This window comes from Streptomyces cyaneus (genome assembly GCF_004028635.1).
Lineage (GTDB): Bacteria > Actinomycetota > Actinomycetes > Streptomycetales > Streptomycetaceae > Streptomyces > Streptomyces cyaneus.
In genome coordinates this window covers 294810-319681 of sequence record NZ_RQJW01000007.1, presented here as the reverse complement: position 1 = coordinate 319681, position 24872 = coordinate 294810, and the positions used below count along the sequence as shown (strand labels likewise).

General features: G+C 71.2%; 21 protein-coding genes. 13 read left to right on the top strand and 8 right to left on the bottom strand.

Going from position 1 to position 24872, the window contains the following annotated elements:
- The first annotated feature begins 12 nt into the window (after positions 1-12).
- From EHO50_RS26850 to EHO50_RS26835, 4 genes are all read left to right on the top strand, one after another.
- Entirely contained in the window at positions 13-687 is a 675-nt protein-coding gene (locus EHO50_RS26850) for a response regulator (protein ID WP_128433769.1), read from the top strand.
- 149 nt (positions 688-836) lie between these two features.
- Complete coding sequence (locus EHO50_RS26845) at positions 837-2174, top strand: sensor histidine kinase (RefSeq protein WP_425472265.1); 1338 nt, start codon at positions 837-839, stop codon at positions 2172-2174.
- The gene (locus tag EHO50_RS26840; protein WP_128433768.1) at positions 2171-2836 is read left to right on the top strand and encodes a response regulator; all 666 of its coding nucleotides are present in this window, start codon (positions 2171-2173) and stop codon (positions 2834-2836) included. The genes EHO50_RS26845 and EHO50_RS26840 overlap by 4 nt, the downstream gene beginning before the upstream one ends.
- A 77-nt stretch (positions 2837-2913) precedes the next feature.
- On the top strand, positions 2914-4134 hold the full coding sequence (locus EHO50_RS26835) for a cytochrome P450 (RefSeq protein ID WP_128433767.1): 1221 nt from the start codon (positions 2914-2916) through the stop codon (positions 4132-4134).
- A 421-nt stretch (positions 4135-4555) separates the two neighbouring features.
- Here EHO50_RS26835 and EHO50_RS26830 read toward each other — a convergent pair whose 3' ends face one another.
- Both EHO50_RS26830 and EHO50_RS26825 read right to left on the bottom strand, forming a co-directional pair.
- Complete coding sequence (locus EHO50_RS26830; protein ID WP_128433766.1) at positions 4556-6166, bottom strand: ABC transporter permease; 1611 nt, start codon at positions 6164-6166, stop codon at positions 4556-4558.
- Complete coding sequence (locus EHO50_RS26825) at positions 6163-7098, bottom strand: ABC transporter ATP-binding protein (protein WP_128433765.1); 936 nt, start codon at positions 7096-7098, stop codon at positions 6163-6165. The genes EHO50_RS26830 and EHO50_RS26825 overlap by 4 nt, the downstream gene beginning before the upstream one ends.
- A 73-nt stretch (positions 7099-7171) precedes the next feature.
- On the opposite strand from EHO50_RS26825, the gene EHO50_RS26820 reads away from it, so the two are divergent.
- Positions 7172-7669 (top strand): GbsR/MarR family transcriptional regulator, encoded by a 498-nt coding sequence (locus EHO50_RS26820; RefSeq protein WP_128433764.1) that lies wholly within the window; start codon positions 7172-7174, stop codon positions 7667-7669.
- Positions 7670-7705: 36 nt separating this feature from the next.
- Here EHO50_RS26820 and EHO50_RS26815 read toward each other — a convergent pair whose 3' ends face one another.
- Positions 7706-8575 carry a diacylglycerol kinase catalytic domain-containing protein gene (locus EHO50_RS26815; protein WP_128433763.1) on the bottom strand — a complete coding sequence of 290 codons (870 nt, stop codon included), beginning with the start codon at positions 8573-8575 and terminating at the stop codon, positions 7706-7708.
- A gap of 196 nt (positions 8576-8771) precedes the next feature.
- Here EHO50_RS26815 and EHO50_RS26810 point away from each other — a divergent pair, with 196 nt between their 5' ends.
- The 3 genes from EHO50_RS26810 to EHO50_RS26800 all read left to right on the top strand — a co-directional run bounded on the left by EHO50_RS26810 (position 8772) and on the right by EHO50_RS26800 (position 10942).
- Positions 8772-10055: an adenylosuccinate synthase gene (locus tag EHO50_RS26810; RefSeq protein WP_128433762.1), complete on the top strand. Its 1284-nt coding sequence runs from the start codon at positions 8772-8774 to the stop codon at positions 10053-10055.
- Positions 10056-10340: 285 nt separating this feature from the next.
- A complete protein-coding gene (locus EHO50_RS26805; protein ID WP_246101466.1) occupies positions 10341-10610 on the top strand; it encodes a hypothetical protein in 270 nt (89 codons plus the stop codon).
- A gap of 41 nt (positions 10611-10651) precedes the next feature.
- Entirely contained in the window at positions 10652-10942 is a 291-nt protein-coding gene (locus tag EHO50_RS26800; protein ID WP_128433761.1) for a DUF3303 family protein, read from the top strand.
- A 19-nt stretch (positions 10943-10961) separates the two neighbouring features.
- Here EHO50_RS26800 and EHO50_RS26795 read toward each other — a convergent pair whose 3' ends face one another.
- The 4 genes from EHO50_RS26795 to EHO50_RS26775 all read right to left on the bottom strand — a co-directional run bounded on the left by EHO50_RS26795 (position 10962) and on the right by EHO50_RS26775 (position 17717).
- Positions 10962-11612 (bottom strand): phospholipase D-like domain-containing protein, encoded by a 651-nt coding sequence (locus EHO50_RS26795; RefSeq protein WP_128433760.1) that lies wholly within the window; start codon positions 11610-11612, stop codon positions 10962-10964.
- A gap of 119 nt (positions 11613-11731) precedes the next feature.
- A complete protein-coding gene (locus EHO50_RS26790) occupies positions 11732-14311 on the bottom strand; it encodes a dolichyl-phosphate beta-glucosyltransferase (protein WP_128433759.1) in 2580 nt (859 codons plus the stop codon).
- Positions 14308-15009, bottom strand: a complete 702-nt coding sequence (locus EHO50_RS26785; protein WP_128433758.1) for a GntR family transcriptional regulator — start codon at positions 15007-15009, stop codon at positions 14308-14310. The genes EHO50_RS26790 and EHO50_RS26785 overlap by 4 nt, the downstream gene beginning before the upstream one ends.
- A 437-nt stretch (positions 15010-15446) precedes the next feature.
- Positions 15447-17717: an MMPL family transporter gene (locus EHO50_RS26775; RefSeq protein ID WP_128433756.1), complete on the bottom strand. Its 2271-nt coding sequence runs from the start codon at positions 17715-17717 to the stop codon at positions 15447-15449.
- Positions 17718-17892: 175 nt separating this feature from the next.
- Here EHO50_RS26775 and EHO50_RS26770 point away from each other — a divergent pair, with 175 nt between their 5' ends.
- Together EHO50_RS26770 and EHO50_RS26765 are read left to right on the top strand one after the other, a co-directional pair.
- Complete coding sequence (locus tag EHO50_RS26770) at positions 17893-19065, top strand: sensor histidine kinase (RefSeq protein WP_128433755.1); 1173 nt, start codon at positions 17893-17895, stop codon at positions 19063-19065.
- Positions 19040-19702 carry a response regulator gene (locus EHO50_RS26765; protein ID WP_093878371.1) on the top strand — a complete coding sequence of 221 codons (663 nt, stop codon included), beginning with the start codon at positions 19040-19042 and terminating at the stop codon, positions 19700-19702. The genes EHO50_RS26770 and EHO50_RS26765 overlap by 26 nt, the downstream gene beginning before the upstream one ends.
- Before the next feature lie 359 nt (positions 19703-20061).
- Here EHO50_RS26765 and EHO50_RS26760 read toward each other — a convergent pair whose 3' ends face one another.
- Positions 20062-21417, bottom strand: coding sequence for an aspartate aminotransferase family protein (locus EHO50_RS26760; protein ID WP_128433754.1), 1356 nt, complete (start codon positions 21415-21417; stop codon positions 20062-20064).
- A 209-nt stretch (positions 21418-21626) separates the two neighbouring features.
- Here EHO50_RS26760 and EHO50_RS26755 point away from each other — a divergent pair, with 209 nt between their 5' ends.
- The 3 genes from EHO50_RS26755 to EHO50_RS26745 all read left to right on the top strand — a co-directional run bounded on the left by EHO50_RS26755 (position 21627) and on the right by EHO50_RS26745 (position 24831).
- The gene (locus tag EHO50_RS26755) at positions 21627-22253 is read left to right on the top strand and encodes a type 1 glutamine amidotransferase family protein (RefSeq protein WP_128433753.1); all 627 of its coding nucleotides are present in this window, start codon (positions 21627-21629) and stop codon (positions 22251-22253) included.
- Positions 22250-22708, top strand: a complete 459-nt coding sequence (locus tag EHO50_RS26750; RefSeq protein WP_128433752.1) for a MarR family winged helix-turn-helix transcriptional regulator — start codon at positions 22250-22252, stop codon at positions 22706-22708. Before EHO50_RS26755 ends, EHO50_RS26750 begins: the two co-directional genes overlap by 4 nt.
- Before the next feature lie 89 nt (positions 22709-22797).
- Positions 22798-24831, top strand: a complete 2034-nt coding sequence (locus tag EHO50_RS26745; RefSeq protein WP_128433751.1) for a serine/threonine-protein kinase — start codon at positions 22798-22800, stop codon at positions 24829-24831.
- Positions 24832-24872 lie beyond the last annotated feature (41 nt).

Here is a 24872-nt window from a genome sequence, read left to right as displayed (position 1 = left end):
GAACCGACCCCCATGACGAGCAGCCCGATCCGCGTAGTCATCGCCGACGACCAGCAGATGGTCCGGCAGGGATTCACCGTGCTGCTCAACACCAAGCCCGACATCGACGTGATCGGCCAGGCGGTCGACGGTCTGGACGCGGTCGCGAAGGTCGCCGAACTCACCCCCGACGTCGTCCTGATGGACATCCGCATGCCCGAACTCGGCGGCATCGAGGCCACCCGCCGCATCACCGCCGAGTCACCGCAGATCAAGGTGCTGGTGCTGACCACCTTCGACCTCGACGAGTACGTGTACGAGGCGCTGCGTGCGGGAGCCTCGGGCTTCCTCCTCAAGGACGCCTCCGTCGACCAGCTGGCCGAGGCGGTACGGGTGGTGGCGGCCGGCGACGCGCTGCTCGCGCCCGGCATCACCCGCCGCCTGATCGCCGAGTTCTCCCGCCTGGACAAGCGGCCCCGTGCACCGCTCAAGCAACGCGTCGGCGACCTGACCGAACGGGAGACGGAGGTCCTCGCCCTGATCGCCCAGGGCCTGTCGAACGCGGAGATCGCCGAACGCCTCGTCGTGGCCGAGCAGACCGTGAAGACCCATGTGGGCCGGATCCTGGTGAAGCTGGGGCTGCGGGACCGGACGCAGGCGGCGGTATTCGCCTACGAGTCGGGACTGGTACGGCCCGCCGGGTATTGAAGGGTATTGAAGGCGGGCCCCGGCGGGGGCCGCCCCGGACGCTGCCAGGGCCCGACCAGCGGGGATACCCGTAGTACCTGAGATGGAGCTGCGGGAACCCCTCTCCATGGGGACGACCGCGACCGGGCCCTGCGCCTACCGTTCTGTATGTGACCGAGACGACTCAGATGCCGACCCCGCCGGGGGACGCGGCCAAGCAGCGCAGCCCGGAGCTCCGGCTGGCCGCGGGCGCCCTGCACGGGCTGCGGCAGGACCTGTTCCACGACGCCTTCGCCTACCGCCCGCTCCCGCGGATGAGTGTCGACGGCCCGCTGACCCGCCGGCTGCCGGGCCGCCTGCGGGAGTACGCGACCTGGACACCGCACGCCGTGCTCGCCGCGGCTGCCCTGTTCACGCTGCTCCTGGCCACCGTCGACAACGACCGCGCGGCCGTGCTGCTCGGCCCGCTCTCCGTGATCCCGATCCTGCTGACCATGATCCGGCCGATCGGGGCGTTCTGGCTGTCCATGGCGGCCACCCCGGTCAGCCAGGTCTTCGGCAGCACCTACAGCGGCTACCCCTGGCTGCCCGCCAGCTTCGCCTGCCATCTGACCGTGCTGACGGTCGTGGCCATACGCACCAGGCCGCGCACGGCCGGGTACATGTGGGTCGTCACGGCGGCGTACGGCTTCGTGGCGGCCGTGCTGTTCGGCCCCGGTTACTACTACGGCGACGACACCGCTCCCATGCTGGTCTTCTCCGCGCTGATCCTGCTCGTCGTCGCCGTCTGGCACACCCGCAAGGAGGCCCGGCAGGAGGTGACCGCGCAGCAGACGGTGACCGCGCACGAGCGCTCCCGGCGCACCCTGCTGGAAGAGCGCACGAACATCGCCCGCGAGCTGCACGACGTGGTCGCCCACCACATGTCGGTCGTCGCCATCCAGGCCGAGGCCGCCCCCTACCGGGTGGAGAACCCGCCGCCGGAGCTGGAGCGGGCCTTCGCCACCATCCGGGAGAACGCGGTGGCGGCCCTGACCGAACTGCGCCGCGTGCTGGGCGTCGTGCGCGCCGAGGACTACGAAGCGCCGGACGCCCCGCAGCCCACGCTCGCCGACCTGGACGCGCTGCTGGCCAATGTGCGGGACACGGGCCTGGACGTCGCCAAAACGGTGACGGGAGCGGTGCGGGCACTCCCGCAGGGCGTCGAGCTGTCGGCGTACCGCATCGTGCAGGAGGCGCTGAGCAACAGCCTGCGCCACGCGCCCGGCGCGAGCGCCCGCGTCGAGATCGGCTACGTCCTCGGCGGCCTTGGCCTGCGCATAATCAACGGCCCCCCGCCCGCGCCGGCACTGGTCAAGCCCTCGCCCGGCGCCGGGCACGGCATCACCGGCATGCGGGAGCGCGTCACCATGCTGAACGGTGAGATGACGGCGGTCCCCACGGACGAAGGGGGCTACGAAGTGACGGTGTTCCTGCCGGTCACCACGACGACAGAGGACGACTCATGACCATCCGCGTGCTGATCGCGGACGACCAGATGATGGTGCGCGAAGGCTTCTCGGTCCTGCTGAACGCGATGCCGGACATCGAGGTCGTCGGCGAGGCGGTCAACGGACGGGAGGCGGTGGACCGGGTCCGCGACCTCTCCCCCGACGTCGTGCTGATGGACATCCGCATGCCGGAGCTGAACGGCATCGAGGCGACCCGGGAGATCGTCGCGGCGAACGGTGCCGCCAAGGTGCTGGTGCTCACCACCTTCGACCTCGACGAGTACGTGTACCAGGCGCTGCGCGCGGGAGCCTCGGGCTTCCTGCTGAAGGACGCCTCCGCACGCCAACTCGCCGACGGTGTAAGGGTGGTGGCGGCCGGTGAGGCCCTCCTCGCCCCCTCCGTCACCCGGCGGCTGATCACGGAGTTCTCGAAGCTGTCCGACTCCCCGCGTCTGATGTCCTCCGCCCACGCGGCGTACGGGGATCTGACCGAGCGGGAGACGGAGGTGCTGGTGCTGATCGCCCAGGGCCTGTCGAACGCGGAGATCGCCGAGCGGCTGGTGGTCGCCGAGTCGACGATCAAGACCCACGTCAGCCGGATCCTGGTGAAGCTGGGACTGCGGGACCGTACGCAGGCGGCGGTGTTCGCGTACGAGGCGCGGTTGGTGACGCCGGGCTGAGCCCAAACCCCCCGGTGTGGCACCCGCTGGGCCGACACCCCTGGTCAGGGAGGGGGAGGCCGGGCTAACGTCCGGACATGGCAGCTCCTTCCGCCCTCGCTTTCGACCCGTGGGATCCGGCGTTCCTGGCCGACCCGTACCCCGCCTACGCCGAACTGCGGTCCCGGGGCCGGGTGCACTACTTCGAGCGCACGAACCAGTGGCTGGTGGCACACCACGCGGACGTCTCGGCGCTGCTCCGCGACCGCCGCCTCGGCCGGACCTACCAGCACCGGTTCACGCATGAGGACTTCGGGCGGACGGCGCCGCCGCCGGAGCACGAGCCGTTCCATGTCCTCAACGACCACGGGATGCTCGACCTGGAGCCGCCGGACCACACCCGGATCCGTCGGCTGGTGTCGAAGGCGTTCACGCCGCGCACGGTGGAGCAGCTGAAGCCGTATGTGCGTGAGCTGGCCGGTGACCTGGTGTCGGCGCTGGTCGACAGGGGCGGCGGCGACCTGCTGACGGACGTGGCGGAGCCGTTGCCCGTCGCGGTGATCGCCGAGATGCTGGGCATCCCGGAGTCGGACCGGGCGCAGCTGCGGCCCTGGTCGGCGGACATCTGCGGGATGTACGAGCTGAACCCGTCCGAGGAGACGGCGGCCAAGGCGGTCCGTGCGTCGGTCGAGTTCTCGGAGTACCTCCTGGAGCTCATCGCGGCCCGCCGCAAGGAACCGGGCGACGACCTGATCTCGGGCCTGATCGCGGCGTACGACGAGGGCGACCGCCTGACCGAGCAGGAGATGATCTCGACGGCGGTCCTCCTGCTGAACGCCGGCCACGAGGCCACGGTGAACGCCACGGTCAACGGTTGGTGGGCCCTGTTCCGCAACCCCGACCAGCTGGCGGCCCTGCGCGCCGACCACTCCCTGATCCCCTCGGCGATCGAGGAGCTGATGCGCTACGACACGCCGCTCCAGCTGTTCGAACGCTGGGTTCTGGACGAGATCGAGATCGACGGCACGACGATTCCCCGGGGTGCGGAGATCGCAATGCTCTTCGGCTCCGCGAACCACGACCCCGAGGTGTTCCAGGACCCCGGCCGCCTGGAACTCACCCGCAAGGACAACCCACACATCTCCTTCAGCGCCGGCATCCACTACTGCATCGGCGCACCGCTGGCCCGCATCGAGCTCGCGGCGTCGATGGCCGCACTGCTGGAGCAGGCCCCGACCCTGGGCCCGACGGCGGAGCCGCAGCGCAAGCCGAACTTCGTGATCCGGGGTCTGGAAGGGCTGCAGGTCGAGCTGACGTAGGGCCCTTTGCCCACCCGCCCACCCGTCTCGGTTGGCCAGGAGGCTGAGCTCGAAAAAGACCCTGAGGGCTCCGCCCCCAGACCCCCGGACCTTTGCCCACCCGCCCACCCGACTCGGTCCGCCAAGAGGCTGGACTCGAAAGACCCTGGGACCCGCCCTCCTGCGCCCCCGCTTCTCAACGCCGGCCCAGGCATTCCAGCCCGCCCGGCGCCTGAGGACGAGGCCGTCACCATCCCAAGCCCCTACCCATCCACTGGGGGCTTCACCTCTCGACGCCGGCCCAGGTATTTCAGCCCGTCCGGCGTTTGAGGACGAGGTCCGTTCAGGGCCGAAGCGGGGGTCTGGGGGCCGCAGGTCCCCAGGGACGGGAAGGGTAGGGGCGGCGGGGGCGGGACTCACCCGGCGGCAACCACCCCGCCGCTCACGTCGTCACGTCCCGCCGCCGCAACCCCGCCAGACCCCCGCCGGTCAATGCCACCGCCAACCCGAGCAGCACCAGCACCGGCCCCCACTCCATCCCCCCACCCGGCAACTTCGGCAGATGCCCGAACGGCGACAGATCCAGCACCGCCTGCGGAACATCGAGCGCAGGCCCCACCCACCCGATCAACAGCACCGCCCCGGCCACACCCCACGCCCCCGTCGCCACCCGCGGCAGGACACCGTAGAGCAGAACCGCCAGCCCGCCCACGACCCACACCGCCGGAAGCTGCACCAGGCAGGCCCCCAGGATCGGGCCGATCTCCTCGCCGTAGCCGACCGCGAAGCCCAGCCCCGCGAGCAGCATGATCAGGGCGGACCCGGTGAAGGCGATGACCAGGTGCCCGGCGGCCCAGCGCAGTCGGCCGACGGCGTTCGCCAGCACCGGTTCCGCCCGCATCGAGGTCTCCTCGCCGTGCAGCCGCAAGACCGAACCCACGACATACAGCGCGGCGATCAGGCCGAGCATGCCGATCATCGACGCCAGGAACGCATCCGTGATGCCGGACTGGCCGCCCATGCGCTGGAAGATCTCGCGGGCGTTGTCGTTGTCGCCGACCAGGTCGGCCACCCCGTCGGTCAGGCCGCCGTAGACGACCCCGGCGAGGAAGAAGCCGACGCTCCAGCCGAGCACGCTGCCGCGCTGCAGCCGCCAGGCCAGCGCGCCCGCCGTGCCGAGGCGGCCGAACGCCGGCCCGGGCCGGGCGGGCAGGAAGCTCATGCCGACGTCCCGCCGCCCGGCGAGTTCGTACGCCACCACGCCCTGCACCACGGCCGCCCCCACGAACAGCAGCAGTACCCACCACCGCTCGCCCGCGAAGGGCCGCAGGTTCTCCAGCCAGCCGAGCGGCGACACCCACGTCAGCACCGACGAGCCGTCGTCCGACGCCGAGTCGCCCGCCGCGCGCAGCACGAACCCGGCGCCCAGCAGCCCCGCCGTCAGCCCCCGCGCCAGCCGGGCGCTCTCCGTGAACTGGGCGACGATCGCCGCCAGCGTGGCGAAGACCATGCCGACCCCGGCGAGACCGAGCCCGAGGGCCACCGCGCCGAAGACGCCGTGCCGCGCGAGTCCGACCGTCACCAGCAGGGCCAGTACGGCGTTCGCGACCGCCGCCGTCAGCAGTGCCGCCGTCAGGGAGGCCCTGCGGCCCACCATGCCGGACGCCACCAGCTCGTGGCGGCCGCTCTCCTCCTCGTCCCGGGTGTGCCGTACGACGAGGAGCAGGCTCAGCACGGCCGCGAGCGCGCCCGCGTACACGCCGACGCGCCAGGCCGTCAGGGCGCCGATCGAGTCGTCGAAGGCCGGGCCGATCAGCGCGCGGAAGGAGGCGTTGGCCGCCGTGTTCCGCACCAGGTCGGCGCGTTCGGCCGGGGTGGCGTACAGGTTCTCCAGCGTGTTCGGCATGGTGAGGATCATCAGCGCGTTCACCGCCACCCAGACCGGGATCATCACCCGGTCGCGGCGCAGGGCGAAGCGCAACAGGGTTGCCGTACCGGCCAGTTGGCGGGTACTGCCGGATCGTAGGGCGAAGTCCGTGGCCGTGGCGGTCATCGGGTCACCTCGGGGGCTTCGACGTCGTCCTGGTAGTGCCGCAGGAACAGCTCCTCCAGCGTCGGCGGTGTCGACGTCAGCGACCGCACACCGGACTCGCTCAACGACCGCAGTACGGCGTCGAGTTTGTCGGTGTCGACCTGGAGCCGGACGCGGCGCCCCTGGCCCCTCTCCATCGGCTGAACGGCGAGGTCGTGGACGCCCGGGAGGCGGGACAACCCGTTGGGTGGGCCCGCGAGTTCGGCCGTGACGCTCGTGCGCGTGAGGTGGCGCAGGTCGGCGAGCGAACCGCTTTCGACCGTACGGCCCTTGCGGATGATGCTGACCCGGTCGCAGAGTTCCTCGACCTCGCTGAGGATGTGCGAGGAGAGCAGGATCGTACGGCCGCGCTCGCGCTGCTCCTCGACACAGCGCTGGAAGACCTCCTCCATCAGCGGGTCCAGGCCCGAGGTCGGCTCGTCGAGGATCAGCAGGTCGACGTCCGAGGCGAACGCGGCGACGAGGGCGACCTTCTGGCGGTTGCCCTTGGAGTAGGTGCGGCCCTTTTTCGTCGGGTCCAGCTCGAACCGTTCGATCAGTTCGGCACGGCGTCGGGTGTCCAGGCTGCCGCGGAGCCGACCGTAGAGGTCGATGACCTCACCGCCGGACAGGTTCCGCCACAGGGTCACGTCCCCCGGCACGTAGGCGATGCGGCGGTGCACCTCCACCGCGTCCGTCCAGGGGTCGCGGCCGAGCACCCGCGCGGCGCCCGCGTCGGCGCGCAGCAGGCCGAGCAGGACGCGGATGGTGGTGGACTTGCCGGCGCCGTTGGGGCCGAGGAAGCCGTGGACCTCGCCGGGCTCGACGTGCAGGTCGAGGCCGTCGAGCGCGTGTGTCCTGCCGAACGACTTGTGCAGTCCGGAAACCTCGAGGGCGAGGTGTGCCTTCGTCATGCTTCAGAACGTACGCTTCTTTCAGAAATTTGTGAAGTTAAGGAAAGGTGTAAAGGCCCGATAGGATGGGCGCATGACGGAATCAGTCGGGGACGGCCGGGACGCGGAGTCCGTGTCGAAGTTCGTGGAGTCCTTCGCGGCCCAGCTCGTCGAGGCCGGAATGCAGCGCATGGCCGCCCGGGTCTTCGCCGCGCTGCTCGCCTCCGACAAGGGCGTGCTGACCTCCGCCGAACTGAGCGAACAGCTGCAGATCAGCCCCGCCGCGGTCTCCGGCGCGGTGCGCTATCTGGCCCAGACGCACATGGTGTCGCGCGAGCGGGAGCCCGGCTCGCGCCGCGAACGCTACCGGGTGCACGGCGACCAGTGGTACGAGGCGCTGACCAACCGCGAGGCCGTCCTCAAGCGGTGGGAGGCGGCTCTGCGCGAGGGCGTCAACAGCCTCGGCGGGGACACCCCGGCTGGGCGCCGTCTGGCCGAGACGCTGGCCTTCTTCGAGTTCGTCGAGGGCGAGGTCGCGGCCATGATGGAGCGCTGGCGGGTGCATCGGGAGCGGACCTTCGGGCAGGGCTGACCTCCGAGTTCGACCCAGAAGACGAGGCCTGACCGGTCACCCCACTGCCGGCACCGTAAGCCCCCAAGCCCCCTCCCGAACCTCCCACGTCCGTGTCCGCACCGGCCCCGACACCGCCGCATCCGCCCGGTACCGGAAGTGCGCCCCCGACACGGTCACCGTCCGACCCTCGGCGCGCAGCGGCGAGGCCTCCGCCCCGACCGAAGCCGGCCGTACCTCCACCTCGGCCACACCCGCGGCCCCCGGCGCCACCGACACCGCTTCCACCGGCTGATCGAGGTCCACCAGCGTCGTTCCGTCGACCTCGACGCGCAGTCGCGACGGCCCGGATTCGCCGGGGAGCGTGCCTCGCGTCGGCACCAGCGTCCGTACGAGCGACTGGCACGTCCGCAGCCAAGGGCGCCCCGCACCCGGCCCCACCGCGGTCGCCCCGTTCGCCCCCGCCGACGGCTCGGCGTCCCGTATCGGCGGGATCCGCAGCGCGCCCAGCACCACGCCGTCGCTGTCGTCCACGAGGAGGTCGAGTCGCCGCTCCACTCCCTCCAGCACCGCCCGGGCCGCCGCCACCGCCCCCGTCGGCACCCCGAGGGATCCGGCCAGCGACAGCGCGGCCCCGACCGGCACCACCGACAGCACGCATTCGGCCAGCTGCCGCTGCCGGTGCAGCAGTGACACGGCCCGCATCAGCGCCCGGTCGTCGCCGACGACCACGGGCCGTCGCGACCCGCGCCGAGCCAGGGCGCGGGCGAATTCCTCCGGCCCCTGAGGCAGACACACTTTCGTCGCCGCACCCGCGCTGAGCACGTCTTTCGCGATCCTGACGGATTCCCCGTCCGTCCTCAGGGCGACCGGATCGATCACCACCAGCAGCTGATCGGACATCGCGAAAGTCGCCACCTCGGCCATGCCTCGCTTCCTCGGGTAGCATCTTTGTGCAAGAGCCCCTTGCGCTATTGCGCCAGGGGCTTCGTCTATTCCGGGGCCATCCGGTCCGACGGTTCACGGCCAACGACGGTCGCGACCTGTCGTGGTGTACACGGTCAAGACCCTCCGTGTACACCCCTGACCTTGGACATGCCCCGCCCGGAAGGGGTGTACGCGCGTGCCCGCACTTGTGCTGCTCGGTGCTCAGTGGGGTGACGAAGGCAAGGGAAAGGCGACGGACCTGCTAGGCGGATCCGTCGACTACGTGGTGCGCTACCAGGGCGGCAACAACGCCGGCCACACGGTAGTCGTGGGTGATCAGAAGTACGCCCTCCACCTGCTCCCTTCCGGAATCCTGTCCCCGGGGTGCACCCCGGTCATTGGCAACGGCGTCGTCGTCGACCCGTCGGTCCTGTTCTCCGAGCTGAACGGGCTGAACGAGCGCGGCGTCGACACGTCCAAGCTCCTGATCAGCGGTAACGCTCACATCATCACGCCCTACAACGTGACGGTGGACAAGGTGACGGAACGCTTCCTCGGGAAGCGGAAGATCGGGACGACCGGCCGCGGCATCGGCCCGACCTACGCGGACAAGATCAACCGCGTCGGCATCAGGGTCCAGGACCTCTACGACGAGTCGATCCTGACCCAGAAGGTCGAGGCGGCCCTCGACGCCAAGAACCAGATCCTCACCAAGCTCTACAACCGGCGTGCGATCGCCGTCGACCAGGTGGTCGAGGAGCTGCTGGGCTACGCCGACAAGCTCCAGCCGTACGTCGCCGACACGGTCCTGGTGCTCAACCAGGCCCTGGAGCAGGACAAGGTGGTCCTCTTCGAGGGCGGCCAGGGCACGCTCCTCGACATCGATCACGGCACGTACCCCTTCGTCACCTCCTCCAACCCGACCGCGGGCGGTGCCTGCACCGGCGCCGGAGTCGGCCCGACGAAGATCAGCCGGGTCATCGGCATCCTGAAGGCGTACACCACCCGCGTCGGCTCGGGTCCCTTCCCGACCGAGCTCTTCGACGAGGACGGCGAGGCGCTGCGCCGCATCGGTGGCGAGCGGGGTGTCACCACCGGCCGTGACCGCCGCTGCGGCTGGTTCGACGCCGTGATCGCCCGCTACGCGACCCGCGTGAACGGCCTGACCGACTTCTTCCTCACCAAGCTGGACGTCCTGACCGGCTGGGAGCAGATCCCGGTCTGTGTGGCGTACGAGATCGACGGCAAGCGCGTCGAGGAGCTCCCGTACTCCCAGAGCGACTTCCACCACGCGAAGCCGGTCTACGAGATGCTGCCGGGCTGGAGCGAGGACATCAGCAAGGCCAAGTCCTTCTCCGACCTGCCGAAGAACGCCCAGGCGTACGTCAAGGCGCTGGAGGAGATGTCCGGGGCGCCGATCTCCGCGATCGGTGTGGGACCGGGCCGGGACGAGACGATCGAGATCAACTCGTTCCTGTAGGACACGGCGTACGTGATGCGCCCCGGCGGTCGGTCGACCGCCGGGGCGTTTCGCTGTGTTGGTGGGGAACGGGGGGACACCCGGCTTCGATGCCCGGCTCTCCGCAGCCGCCTACTTCACCCGCCTGCCCAACCGCCGCCTCGTCGTGCTCGGCGGCTCAGATCGCGGCGGCGCACCCGCGTGCCTGTACGCCGGTGCGCGGGGCGCCCGCCAGCGACGTGGCCCGGCGGCTGATCGACACGCAGCGGGTGCTGCGCGGAGCCGGCGCAGAAGGTCAACAGATCTGTGGAACGGGCCAGGGAGCTCGCCGAGGTGCTGGCGGAACGGGCCCGGCAGGACCCGGCCTTCGCCAGGGCCCTCGAAACCTGGCGCCACCGGGCCGAGGCGTGGGATCAGGCGCGGACCGGCGCGGGCGACGTGCACAACGAGATCTCCGGGGGGACGTTCCAGGGGCCCGTCGTCCAGGCACGGGACATCAACGGGCCCCTCACGTTCGGCGGCCAGCGGTCCACCCGATGGAGCTGTGAACGGGCGAAGCGCGCGCAGCGCCCCTAGCGTGCGGTGGTAGGGGGCGATCAGAAGAGAAGGTGAGTGTCATGCGCGTGCTGCTCCAGGCCCATCTCGACACCGAGAGGACGAACGAAGTCCTCCGCAGCGGCAAGATGCCCCAGCTGATGAAGGAGATCATGGAGGCCTTCAAGCCGGAGGCCTCCTACTTCGGCCCCGACAACGGGGTCCGCACGATGTTCATGGTCTTCGACATGCAGGACACCTCCCAGATGCCGCCGCTCACCGAGCAGCTCTTCCAGACATTCGGCGCCAAGGTGGACTACACGCCCGTGATGAACCTCGAGGACCTGCAGAAGGGGATGTCCCAGCTGAAGTAGGCCGGCCGATGCAAGCAGGTCAGCTGAACACGATCATCGAACCCTGCGCCAGGCTCCGCGTCGCCGCCGCGTGCAGCCCCAGCCACACATGCCGTTCACGGGCGAAGGGGCTCGGATCGTACGGGGCGGGAACCGCCGGCTCCTCCAGGGCCGTGGGCGCGAGCGGGGGCTGGGGGGCCGTCGGAGGGTTGGCCGGGTCGATGCCGATGACCGGGGCCACGAACTCCAGCTCCCGCAGCAGCGACTGCGAGGAGCCCAAGGGGCCGCCGCCCGCGAGGAGTTCTTCGTTGGAGAGCGGGTTCGGGAAGTCGACGGGGACGTACGCGCCCGCGTGGTCGTAGTGCCAGACCAGGTGCGACTGCTGGGCCGTCGTCTCGAACATCTCCAAGAGCTGCTCGTAGTCGCCGCCCAGTTCGTCGACCGGGGTCACCGGCAGCTGACAGACCTGGAGCAGATACGCGCGGCGCAGGAAGTGCAGCGCGTCGTAGTCGAACCCGGCCACCGGGGCGACGTCGCCGGACAGGCCCGGCATGTACTGGTACACCGGCACCGGTGGCAGCCCGGCCTCGGCGAGCACCTTGTTGTATTGCGCGAGTTCCTCGGCGAAGGGGTTGTCGGGGGTGTGGCACAACACGTCGACAAGCGGTACCAGCCACAGGTCACAGGCCAAAAGAGGGCTCCTCACACAGCGGTCGCACGGCGTGGCTAAGGCGTAGCACAGTGGTCAGGGAAGGGTAAACGGTGCCGCTCGGCGGCGGACCCCTCATGCGGGTTCCTCATGCGGGTTCCTCATGCAAGTCCCCGCTCGTGCAGATCCCATACCCACACTCCGTCGACCCACCTACCCGGGCCGCCCACCAGCTTCGCCACGGTCTCCCGCAGCGCCCCGTCGTTCGGCTGCGGCGCCAGCACCAGTACGCCCGCCCGCCAGTACGCCAGATCCACCCGGGCCTGCTCCCGCCAGGACTCGTTGACCGGCGGAACCTGGCCCGAGTTGCGGACATCACGCAGCAGGTTGGAGGTGAAGCGGGGCTCGGCGCCGTAGATGCCGACGCGTTCGTCGCCGTAGGGCCCGTTGAAGTAGCCGCCCGCTAGCTTGAAGCCGAGGCCGGCCTCGGTCTGCCAGTGCAGCGCCTCCGCGTCGCCGGGGTCGGGCAGCGGCACCGGCACGAGAGACTCGCCTTCGCGGACGTACGACTTCCAGGCCCCGTTCGCGATGAAGGCGGGCACGTCGACGCGGTCGACCGCCTTCAACGGGGCCGGAATGAGCGGGAGCAGGGCGAGGCCGACACCCAGCAGGCCGACGTACCGCGTGCTCAGGGGGCGGGCTGCCAGGCGCCGGTCGACGGCGAGTGCGAGCAGCATGCCGAGCGCGGGAGCGCAGATCATCGCGACGCGGCTCTCGATGACGGCCTCGAACAGCGGCTTGTCGGCGAGAAGTTTCCAGGGACCGGGGACGGTGAGGTCCGTCAGCGGGATGCGGAACTCCCGCCCCAGGGACAGGAACGCGGCGGCCACCGCCGTGAACGCCAGCGCCTTGACCAGGGCCTGCTCCCACAGCCGTACGAGGATCGCGAAGGCGAGGAGGATCAGCGGCCAGCCGTAGAAGGCGTTCTGTTCGGTGGTGTTGAAGGCCAGGGCGTTCGCCGTGTCCGCGTCGCCCGCGAGCCAGGACCGCTCGGCGAAGGAGAGCAGGGCGAGAGGGCTGTTGAACGAGCGGGGATTGTGCTCGATGTCCGTGTAGCTCTGCGGTCCGGCGAACTGCCAGACGAGCGGATACACGACCAGGGGAAGGCAGACGGAGGCGCCGATGAGCACGCCCCTGACCAACGGGCGCCAGGACTCCCGTGCCGCATCCCGGCGTACGGCGGCGTAGGCGGCGGCGAAGAGCAGCATGCCCAGCGCCGCCAGCAACAACGGCTCCTCGCCGAAGAAGACTTGATACGCCGCCATCAGGCCCAGCACCACCCCGTCCCGTACGACCCGGGTGCCCGCGCACAGACGCAGAGCGCGGTCGATGATCAGCGGGATCATGAAGAGGACCACGAAGTTCGGGTGCGCGTGGGCGTGGCTGACCATGGGCGGGGCGAACGCGGCCAGGGACGCGCCGAGGAAGGCCGCGATCCGGCCTCGTACGACGTACTTGACGATCAGCCGGTACCAGGCGGCCGCGGTGGCGGCGAGGCCCAGCGTCATCACCAGGCTGAGGGCGACCGCGGGGCCGGCGAGCAGGGTCAGCGGTGTGAGGGGGACGGAGAGGCCGAGCATGACCGTGTTGGCCATGAGGTTCACGCCGTCGGGGAAGCCCTGGAGGTCGGAGAAGAGGGGGTTGCGGAAGTGGGCGACGTTGTCGGCCGTGACCGCGAAGAACCACTCCCACTGGTTCTGGTCGCGCAGGGAGTCGGGGAGATAGCGGTGGGCCGGGTCGAAGAAGCGGCCGGAGTAGAGGGCCACCGACATGAGGAGGAAGAGGAAGGGGGCGAAGAGATCGGCGGGGCGGAGGGAGTGGAGGGATCGGAGGGAGTGGAGGGATCGGAGGGAGTGGAGAGAGCGGAGGGAGCTCAGGGAGCGCAGGGTGATGCGGGTTATCTCGGCGAGGGCGCGGGCGTAGTCGAGGGGGGCGACCTTCGAGCCGGGCTGGTGGGACCAGCGGACCGGGACCTCGGCGACGGGCAGGCCGGCGCGGTGCAGGTGCCGTAACACCTCGACGTCTATGCCCCAGCCGTTGACGCGGGAGGCGGCGTAGGCCTCGCGGGCGCGGTCGCCGTCGTAGAGCTTGAAGCCGCACTGGGTGTCGCGGATGCCGGGGAGGGTCGTGCGGCGGATGAGTAAGTTCCCTGCGCGGCCGAGGAGTTCGCGAAGCCGGTGCTGGCGGGCGCCGATCGTGGCGCCGGGGACCGAACGGGAGCCGATCGCCGCGGAGTTGCCCTCGGTGAGCGCTTTGTCGAGCCGCTCCAGTTCGTCGATCGGCGTCGCGAGATCGGCGTCCGTGACGAGGACACGACGGCCGAGGGATGTGGCGACGCCCAGGCGGAGGGCGTGGCCCTTGCCGCGGTTGCGGGGGATGGTGACCAGGCGGATACGGGGGTCCTGGCGGGCGGTGACGAGATCGCCGGTGCCGTCGGTGGAACCGTCGTCGGCGACGACGATCTCCCACTCGGGCCAGCGGGCGTCGTGGGCGGCCAGGTGGTGGGTGATGGCGTCGAGGGTAGGGGTGAGGCGGTGTTGTTCGTTGTAGGCGGGGATGACGACGGAGAGGTCGGGGGAGGGGGTGGGGGCTTCGGTGGTGGGGGTGAGTTCGGGAGAGTCCGGGAGGGCGGGGGCGTTCCGGGAGTCGGGGGCCTCCGGTAGCTCCCGCTCGTGGGTCATCCGGACGCCAGCCGCTCGATCAGGGCGAGGGAGTCCGCGTCGTGGGCGGCGATGATCGCGCGGGCCGTCGGCAGGTCGCGGCGCATCAGGGCGTCGACCAGGTCGGTGTGCCGGGACCACAGGTGGCCGCGCAGATCGTCCAGGCGGCGCAGATGCTGGACCGCGCAGACCCAGGACTGCACGCGCAGCCGGTGCAGGAAGTCGGCGAGGTAGGGGTTGCCGAAGAGGGCGCCGAGCTCGCGCCAGAAGCGCAGGTCGTAGCCGATGAGCACGGTGAGGTCGCCGGCGGTGGCGGCGCGCTGCGCCTCCTCGGCACGGCGGCGTACGCCGACCACGGCGGCGTGGACGCGGGGGTCCTCGGGGTCCCGGTGGCGGGCGGTGTCGCTGGCCAGGACCTGGAACATGCCGGTGGTGACCAGGCCGCGGGCCTCGATGATGCCGCGGTAGTCCTCGACGGAGTACTCGTGGACGCGGAAGCCGCGGTGCTGGTCGGCCTCGAGGAGGCCCTGCGCCGAGAGGTCGACGAGTGCCTCGCGTACCGGGGTCGCGGATACTCCGTACTGCTCGGCGATCTCCTTGACGGTGAACTCCCGGCCTGCCTGCAGCCGCCCGGCCAGCACCTCGTCGCGCAGCGCGTCCGCGATCTGCTGCCGCAGGGTGCTGCGGGTCACGGAGCCGTTGCTGCCGGTGCCGGGCATGGTCAGGGCGTCTCCCGTCGTCGCGATGAGGTGGCGTGCACGTATATGTCTACGAGCACGCCACCTTACGCGTTCGGGTGCCGGGGGGTGTTTCTGCGGGGGAGGGCGCTTTTCTCGCCCCCGCCGCCCCTACCCTTCCCGTCCTTGTAGGGGCTGCCGCCCCTTCGACCCCGCCCCTGGGGGCCTGCGGCCCCCAGACCCCCGCTTCGGCCCTGAAGGGGCCTCGTCCTCAAACTCCCCCAGAGGGGGCACCCCCAGACGGGCTGGAATGCCTGGGCCGGCGTTGAGAAGCGAGGCTCCTAGGGCGCGTATCGAGTCGTGATCAATTTGCGGGACCTGGATCAAGGACCTCACCAGGACCACTCGATGATCACGACTCGATATGCCCCTGGGTGACGCGCTGAGGTGCCGGACGCCAAGGGCGGACAGGAGTTGAGTCAACGGTCAACCAGCCGTGGACGCGGGGCCTCACCCGTGGATTCCGCGTCGGTGTCGTCGGTGCCGACCGGGCCGCGGGGAAGCATCCAGTCCAGCCACTTCGGCAGCCACCAGTTGGTCCGGCCGAGGAGTGTCATGGTCGCCGGTACCAGCACCATGCGTACGACCGTGGCGTCGATGAAGATCGCGGTGGCCAGGCCGAGCCCGAACATTTTGGTGGAGGGGTCCTCGGCGACGGCGAAGGACAGGAAGACCGCCACCATGATGAGGGCGGCCGAGGTGATGATCCGGGCGGTGCGCGAGACGCCCTCAACGATCGCCGTGCCGTTGTCGCCGGTGCGCAGGTACTCCTCGCGTACGCGGGAGAGGAGGAACACCTCGTAGTCCATCGACAGGCCGAACAGGATGGCGAAGAGGAACATCGGGATGAACGACACGATCGGAACCGTCGCTTCCAGCCCGATGAGTGCGCCTCCCCAGCCCCACTGGAAGACCGCGACCATGATGCCGTAGGCCGCGCCGATGCTCAGCAGATTCAGCAGTACCGCCTTGAGCGGTACGAGTATCGAGCGGAAGACCAGCATCAGCAGCAGGAACGACATCGCCAGCACGGCGGCGACGAACACCGGCAGGCGTTGGCTGGTGCGTTGGCCCACATCGGACAGGCTCGCGGCGGCGCCGCCGACGTGGGCCCTGGCCGGGCCGTGCCCGATCGCCGTGGGCAGCACGTCGGTGCGCAGCCGGGCGATGGTGTCGGCCGTGGCCTTGTCCTGAGGGCTGGTGGTCGGGAACACCACGAGGGTCGCGATGCCGGTGGCCCGATCGATGTGCGTCGGCGCGACGGATGCGATGCCCGGATCCGCTGCGACCGCCCCGACGAGTCGGTCCAGCACTCCCGGATCACCGGTGGGGTCCGCGGCGATGACGAGGGGACCGTTGGTGCCCGGGCCGAACCCCTCGGCGACGAGGTCGTAGGCCCGGCGCTCGGTACGGCTGTGGGGCAGTGAGCCGTCGTCGGGCAGGCCGACGCGCAGGCCGAGCACGGGCAGCGTCGCGGTCAGCAGCAGCCCCGCCGCGCCGACCGCGTACGGCACCGGGTGCCGGCTGACGTGCCCGATCCAGCGACGCCACCCGGCGGCGGGAGCGGCGCCTGCCGCCGGGTCCCGCCGCCGTGCGAGTCGGCCCAGCTTCCCGGTCTGCAGAGCCCGGCCGATCCGGCCGGCCCGGCCCAGCCGCGGGCCCGCCGCGCCGAGGAAGGCCGGCAGCAGCGTCACCGACGCGAGCACCATCGTCAGGACGACGATCGAGACGGCAACCCCGCCCACCGTCATGAACGGCACGTTCGCGACCGCCAGGCCGAGGATCGACACGACGACGGTGCCGCCGGCGAAGACCACCGGCCGCCCCGCCGTTGCCACCGCTCGTCCGGCCGCCGCCTGCGGATCGAGCCCGCACGCGAGGTATTCCCGGTGCCTGGCGAGCACGAACAGCGCGTAGTCGATGCCCACTCCGAGCCCGACCATGCTGCCCAGGACCGGTGCGAAGGTGGGGACCTCTGTCACCCCCGCCAGTACCGTCATCGTGGCGACCCCGACGGTCAGCCCGAAGACCGCCATGCCGATCGGCAGCGCGGCGGCGACGAGCGAACCGAACGCCAGGAACAGGATCGCGGCCGCGGCGAGGAGGCCGATCAGCTCGCTCGCGCCGCCGTCGGGGTCGGAGAAGGCGTAGAAGAGGTTCCCGCCCATCTCGATGCGCAGGGGCAGTTCGGCGCGCAGCCGGTCGCCGAGATCGACGAGGGCGTCGAGGTCTTCGGCCGACAGCCGGCTCTGGTCGGGGTACTGCACCCGGACGACCGCGATCCGCCCGTCGGCCGAGACGAGGCCGCCGCGCACGGCGGTGTCCCCGCCCGCGTCGAGCGCCCCCGCCGGGTCGCTCGTGCCGAGCACGTGCGGCAGCCGCTTCACCTCGGCCCGCAGCCGCGTGAGAGCGGTGCGCGCGCCGTCGTCGTCGAAGAACGTCGCACCGTCGTCGAGGGGGGTGACGACCACTTGGGCGGTCATCCCCTCCTGGCCGGTGCCGGCCCGCTCGATCAGTTCCGCGGCCCGCTGGGAGTCCAGTCCCGGAGCGGTCATCGAATCCGCATTCCGCCCGCCGAAGGCGACGGCGGCGAGGACGGCGAGCGTGGCGGCGATCAGCCATGCCGCGATCACCCGCCAGGGATGGCGGGCGGCGCTTGCGCCCAGGCGCAACAGGGCTTTCGAGAGCATCGGGTCCTCCAACCACCTCGTCGGCCGTCCTTGTACGGCCGACGATGCCGAGGCTCGTCGCCACGCCGCTCCGCGGCATCGGCCCGCGGGCCGCGGATCCGTCGGCCCCGGGGCGGAGTGACGACCCGTCCTTTCGGCCGATGCGCGGCACGCCGCGGTCCCTAGGCTGAGAACCGTGCTCCGAGACGACCTGCGAACCCTGTGGACCGAACCCCGGCCGCCCGACGCGCCCGCCCGGGTGCGGCGGGACTGGGCGCTGCTCGCCGCGGGCCTTGCCGGTGTGGCGCTGGAGGCCACCCTGCGCGAGAACGTCGTGTGGCGGCCGGTGGCGGTGGTGTTCGCCGTATGGCTGTGCCTGCTGCCCCTGTGGCGCCGGACCCGCCCGCTGGCGATGGTGACGCTGGCGTTCGGCTCGGTGATCCTGCTTCAGGTGGCCTGGCTCGTCGCCGGACCGCGCGAGCCCGTCGGCCTGTACACCGGCGCGGTCGTGCTCGTGCTGGTGTACGCGCTGGCCCGGTGGGGATCGGGACGCGAGATCGTGCTGGGCGGCGCGGTGATCCTCGCGGCCGGCGCGCTGTGTTCCGTCACGGACGAGACCCCGGTCGTCGAAAATGTCGTGGGCTTCGTCTTCCTGCTGCTGCCCGGCGTGGTCGGGGCTGCCGTGCGGTTCCGGGTGACCGCTCGCGAGCGGCAGTTGGAGCAGGTGCGCTCCCGCGAGCGCGAGCAGCTCGCCCGGGAACTGCACGACACGGTGGCCCACCACGTGTCGGCCATGGTGATCATCGCCCAGGCGGGCCGGGTGCTCGCGGGCACCGACCCGTCCGCCGCCGTCGAGGCGCTGGAGGGGGTCGAGGAGGAAGGAGCGCGCACGCTGGAGGAAATGCGCGCCATGGTCGCCGCGCTGCGCGACCGCGGGGTCGGCGCCGAGCTGGCGCCCCCTGCCGGAGTCGCGGATCTGGAGCGCCTGGTGCGCACCCCGGGTGGTCGCCTCAAGGTCGACCTGGGGCTCGACGGCGAACTGGACGCGCTGCCCCCGGCCGTGGACGCGGCCGTCTACCGGATCGTGCAGGAGTCGGTGACCAACGCGCTGCGCCATGCGGTCGACGCGACCGAACTCGTCGTTCGGGTCGCCGCGGAACGGCACACGGTACGGGTGAGCGTGCGCGACAACGGCCGGCGCACCGGCCGGGGTCGCGACGGATACGGACTTGCCGGCCTGCGCGAGCGCGCGACCCTGCTCGGCGGCACACTACGAGTCGGCCCGGGTACCGACCGGGGCTGGCATGTCGAAGCCGAACTGCCGAGAGCGAGGAGCGAGAGCGGTGTCCATTCGCGTCCTCGTCGCTGACGACCAGACGATCATCCGCACCGGGTTGCGGATCATGCTGAACGCCCAGCCCGGCATCGAGGTGGTCGGCGAGGCCGCCGACGGACAGGAAGCGGTACGTCTGGCCCGCGAACTGCGCCCCGACGTCTGCCTGTTCGACATCCGCATGCCCGTGATCGACGGGCTCGAGGCCACCCGGTTGGTCGCCGGCCCGGGCGTCGCCGACCCGCTGGCCGTGGTCGTCATCACCACTTTCGACCTCGACGAGTACGTCTACGGCGCGCTGCGTGCCGGCGCCCGCGGATTCCTCCTCAAGGACACGGGACCAGACCTTCTGGCCCAGGCCGTACGGTCGGCGTCCGGCGGTGAGGCGCTCATTGCGCCCAGCGTCACCGTCCGTCTGCTCCAGGCATTCGCGGACCTGCCCGCCGGCCGGCCCGTGGCCCAGCCGGTCTCCCCCGTCACCGCCCGCGAGGAGCAGGTGCTCCTCGCCGTCGCTCGCGGGCTGACCAACACCGAGATCGCCGATGCACTGCACATCAGCCTCAGCACGGTGAAGACGCATCTGGCCAGCCTGATGGCCAAACTCGGCGCCCGCAATCGGGTCGAGATCGCGATGTGGGCCTACGAAACGCGCCGTATCCTCCCCGGAACCTGAGCCGGGTGCCGGGCCATGTCCCATGAGTCCCCGCCCGGACATCAGTGCACCGGTCGGCTCACGTCGGCTCCACGTGCCTCACCCGCCCCAGAGCGTGACGTACCAGGAGGCCGGAACTGGGACGGTGAGACACCCGATACGACAAGACTCCCGACAGCTACCTCGCCAGTCTCCACCTGCACGCCTCGATACGCGCCCTAGACGCGCTGGATGAAGCCGGCCGGCGCTGGGAAGCGGAGATGCTGAAGGGGGGATCCCCAGGGTCTTTTCGAGTCCAGCCTCCTGGCCGACCGAGACGGGTGGGCGGGTGGGCAAAGGTCCGGGGGCACAGGGGGCGGCGCCCCTTCGTCCGCTCCCCCCTACTCCGTGTACTCGTCCGCCACCGCCAGCGCAGCGTCCAGCGCTGACAGGCCCTCCTTCAGCTCGGCCGCGCTCACGTTGCACGGCGGTACGACATGGGTGCGGTTCATGTTCACGAACGGCCAGATCCCCGCGGCCTTCGCGGCGGAGCCGAACGCTGTCATGGGGGCGTTCGCCTCGCCGACCGCGTTGTACGGCACCAGCGGCTCGCGGGTCTCCCGGTTCTTCACCAGCTCGAGCGCCCAGAACATGCCGACACCGCGCACCTCGCCGACGCAGGGGTGCCGCTCGGCCAGCTCGCGCAGCCCCGGCCCGACCACCTCGGCGCCCAGCCGGGCCGCGTTCTCGACGACGCCCTCCTCGGCCATGACGTTGATCGTCGCGACGGCGGCCGCGCAGGCCAGGGGGTGACCGGAGTACGTGAGACCACCGGGGTACGGGCGCTTCGCGAAGGTCTCGGCGATGGCCCCGGAGATGGCGACACCGCCCAGCGGCACGTAACCGGAGTTCACGCCCTTCGCGAAGGTCATCAGGTCCGGGGTCACGTCGAACAGATCCGCCGCGAACCACTCACCGGTCCGCCCGAACCCCGCCATGACCTCGTCCAGGACGAAGACGATCCCGTACTTGTCGCAGATCTCCCGCACACCCGCCAGATAGCCGGCCGGCGGCACCATGATTCCGGCGGTCCCGGGGATCGTCTCCAGGATGATCGCGGCGACGGTCGACGGCCCCTCGAAGGCGATCGTCGTCTCCAGGTGCTCCAGCGCCCGAGCGCACTCCTGCTCCTCGGTCTCGGCGTAGAAGCGGGAGCGGTACAGGAAGGGCGCCCAGAAGTGCACGACACCGGCCGCGGCGCTGTCGGAGGCCCAGCGGCGCGGGTCGCCGGTGAGGTTCACGGCCTGCTGGGTGCCACCGTGGTACGAGCGGTACGCCGACAGCACCTTCGCGCGGCCCGTGTGCAGCCGCGCCATTCGCACGGCGTGCTCCACGGCGTCCGCGCCGGCGTTGGTGAAGAAGATCTTGTCCAGGTCACCCGGCGTCCGCTCGGCGATCAGCCGCGCCGCCTCCGAACGCGCCTCGACGGCGAAGGCGGGCGCGAAGGTGGTCAGGTGTGCGGCCTGCTCCTGTATCGCGGCGACGACCTTCGGGTGCTGGTAGCCGATGTTGGTGAAGACGAGCCCGCTGGTGAAGTCGAGGTAACGCCTGCCGTCGTAGTCCCAGAAGTACGACCCCTCCGCGCCGGCGACGGCGAGCGGGTCGATGAGCTCCTGCGCGGACCAGGAGTGAAAGACATGCGCACGGTCCGCGGCCTTCACGGCGGCGCCGATCTCGGGATTTGGCTGAGGGGTCATGTGGCGAGCGTAGGAGTCGGCGGTGGGGGCGAGGTATCGGCGTCATGTCTGTCGTCGGGGGGTTTCTGCGACAACCTGTCGACACGGCTCCCTCCATTGACAGGAGGCTGTCTAAATGACAGCATGTTGTCATCTTGGTCGAGGCTATCAACGAGGCTCCATCAACGAAGCCTTCAACCAGGCCTTTGGTCAGGCCTTCAGGAGGAGCGATGAGCAGCAACAGCAACAGCACCAACCGCAAGCCCGTCCATCTCGCCGTCTACGACACCCTCGCCGACTGGGAGCCCGGCCACGCCACCGCGCAGCTGGCCCGCGCCGGGTACGAGATCCGCACCGTCGGCCCGACCCGCGAGCCCGTCAGGAGCGTCGGCGGCCTGCGTATCCAGCCCGACCTGGCTCTGGACGACGTACGGCCGTCCGACGCCTCCCTGCTGATCCTCCCGGGCGCCGATCTGTGGGACGCGGGCGACGACCTCGCCCCCTTCGCCCGGAAGGCGCGGGAGTTCCTCGATGCCGGCGTGCCCGTCGCCGCGATCTGCGGGGCCACCGCCGGACTGGCCCGCGAGGGACTGCTCGACGACCGGGACCACACCAGCGCGGTCTCCTTCTACCTGGCCGCGACCGGGTACGTCGGCGGCGAGCGGTACGTCGAGGCCGACGCCGTCACCGACGACGGGCTCGTCACCGCCGGACCCACCGAACCCGTCGCCTTCGCCCGGGAGATCCTGCGGCTGCTGAAGGTGTACGACGACGAGGCCGTCGACGCCTGGTACCGCCTGTTCCACGACTCCGACGCCGAGGCGTACGCCGTACTCGAGAAGGCCGGCGTTCTGTGAGCCGGGAGCGGCAGGATCTCCTCAGTCGCGGCGCACTCGGTGTCTTCCGGCTCAACGGCCAGTTCCTCGCGGTCGCCGAGGAGCTGGCCAAGCCCTCCGGGCTGACGGCGGCCTGGTGGCAGGTACTGGGGGCGGTGCTCGGCGAGCCCCTCCCCGTGTCCGGCATCGCCCGCGTCATGGGCATCACCAGACAGAGCGTGCAGCGCATCGCCGATCTGCTGGTGGACAAGGGCCTCGCCGAGTACCGGCCCAACCCGGCCCACCGCCGCGCCAAGCTCCTCGCACCGACGGACGAGGGGCGGGCGGCGATCTCGCTGATCAACCCCGGCCACGCGGCCTTCGCGGACCGGCTGGCGGAGGCCTTCGGGGAGGCGGAACTCGCCGATGCCGTACGGGTTCTGGAACGGTTGTCGAAGGTGCTCGACCAGATCGCCGTTCCTGTTACGGAACCGTAGACGCAGCCCCGCTCACCTCCCCAAATGCCGCACTATCGTGGGGCCGTTGCGTAGGCGGGGGTTTGCGTAGGCGGGGTTGGGGGCGTGCGATGGAGAAGCTGGGGTCGGGTGATCCGCAGCAGATCGGGGCTTATCGGCTGCTGGCGCGGCTGGGCGCGGGCGGCATGGGGGACGTGTATCTCGCCCGGTCGGACCGCGGCCGTACCGTCGCCGTCAAACTCGTACGGCGGGAGCTGGCCGCGCAGGAGGAGTTCCGGGCCCGGTTCCGGCAGGAGGTGCAGGCCGCGCGGCAGGTCGGCGGATTCTGGACCGCGCCGGTGCTCGACGCGGACACCGAGGCCGACGTGCCCTGGGTCGCCACCGGGTATGTCGCCGGGCCCAGCCTCCAGCAGGTCGTCGGGCGCGACCACGGGGCGTTGCCCGAGCGGTCGGTACGGATCCTGGCGGCAGGCCTGGCGCATGCGCTCAAGGACATCCATGCCGCGGGGATAGTGCACCGGGATCTGAAACCGTCCAATGTCCTGGTCACCATCGACGGGCCCCGCGTCATCGACTTCGGGATCGCCCGCGCGCTGGAGACGGTGGGCGAGAGCGGGCTCACGCGCACCGGCGCGCTCATCGGGTCGCCGGGGTTCATGGCGCCCGAGCAGGTGCGCGGGGACCGGATCACGCCCGCTTGCGACGTGTTCTGCCTGGGCTCGGTGCTCTCGTACGCCGCGACCGGCATGCTGCCCTTCGGATCCGTCGACAGCGGCGCGCACGCCGTGATGTTCCGGATCGCCCAGGAGGAGCCCGACCTGGAGGGGGTGCCCGAGGGCATCGCCGAGCTGGTGCGGGAGTGCTTGCGCAAGGACCCCGGCGCCCGGCCGACGCTGAACCGGATCCTGGAGCGTACGGGAGCCGAGGACACCGTCTCCGGCGGGCGGTCCCGGGATCCGTGGCTGCCGGGTGCGCTGGTGGCGCAGCTGGGGCGGCATGCGGTGCGGTTGCTGGATGCGGAGGATCCGGTGGGGCCGGTGGGGCTTACTGGGCCTGGGGGTTCGGCGGGCGGTCCGGTGGATTCGGGTGGTCCTGCGCAGGTGCGTTCGCCCGAGGTGGGTCAGGAGGTGGGCTCGGCGGAGCTGGGCTCCGGTGTACCGGGCTCCGGGGAGCCGACTCCCGCGGCCTCCCCCGAGCACGCCCCGGCCGCCGGGGTGACGCCGCCGGACCAACTCCCCACCGTGGCCGCGACGCAGAGCGGTCAGACCGCACCGCCGGCACCGGCCACCCCGGCCCACCCGGGCCACGGCACCCCACAGCAGCACCCACAACAGCATCCGCAGCCCTCGCAGCAACCCGGGTACGGCTATCCGCCGCCAGGTCCGAATCCGCCGTACGGCACCACCCCCTCCCACGGTGCCACCCCCACGTACGGCCCGAACCCTCCGTACACCTCGAACCCGCCGTACGGCCCGACCCCGCCCTACGGTCCGAACTCGCCGTACGCCCCCACCCCGCCGTACGACCCGCCCCTGCCCTACCTCCCCACCGCCCCACCCGAAGGCCCCCGCCGAAGCGGCCGTTCCACGGCGGCGCTCGTCGTCGTCGCGCTGGTCGTGGCGCTCGCCGCCGGTGGCTCGGTGTACGCCCTCATGAACGGCGGCGGTGACGACGGGGCCGGAGGCGATCCGACCGGCACCCCGACCGCCACGACCGCCACCACCGAGCCGCCCACCGGCGATCCGACCACCCCGTCCGCTTCGCCGTCCCCTTCCTCGTCCCCGGCGGACGGTGTGATCCCGGCGGACTACCTGGGCACCTGGACGGCCTCGATCGACAACGGCGGCGGCGAGAACACCCGTCGGCTGACCATCCGGCAGGGCGAGGTGGGCGACACGGTCCTGACCCTGGTCGCCGACGGCCCGGCCGGCACCGGCACCTATCACTGCGAGTTCGAGGCCGAGCTGGCCGAAGTGCCCGGCGAGAGCGGCCCGTTGGCGATGGGCCCGTCCACCGTGACGGCCGGCGAGCCGGCCACCGCCTGCTCGCCGGGCGACGCCACCGAGGTGACGGTGCTGTCGGACGGCAGGCTGGAGCGGGTGAACGCGAACAGCGGGGAGAAGCTGACGTACACCAGGCAGTAACCCCAAGTATCCGTACGCATCATGCCGTTGAGGTCGTGCGA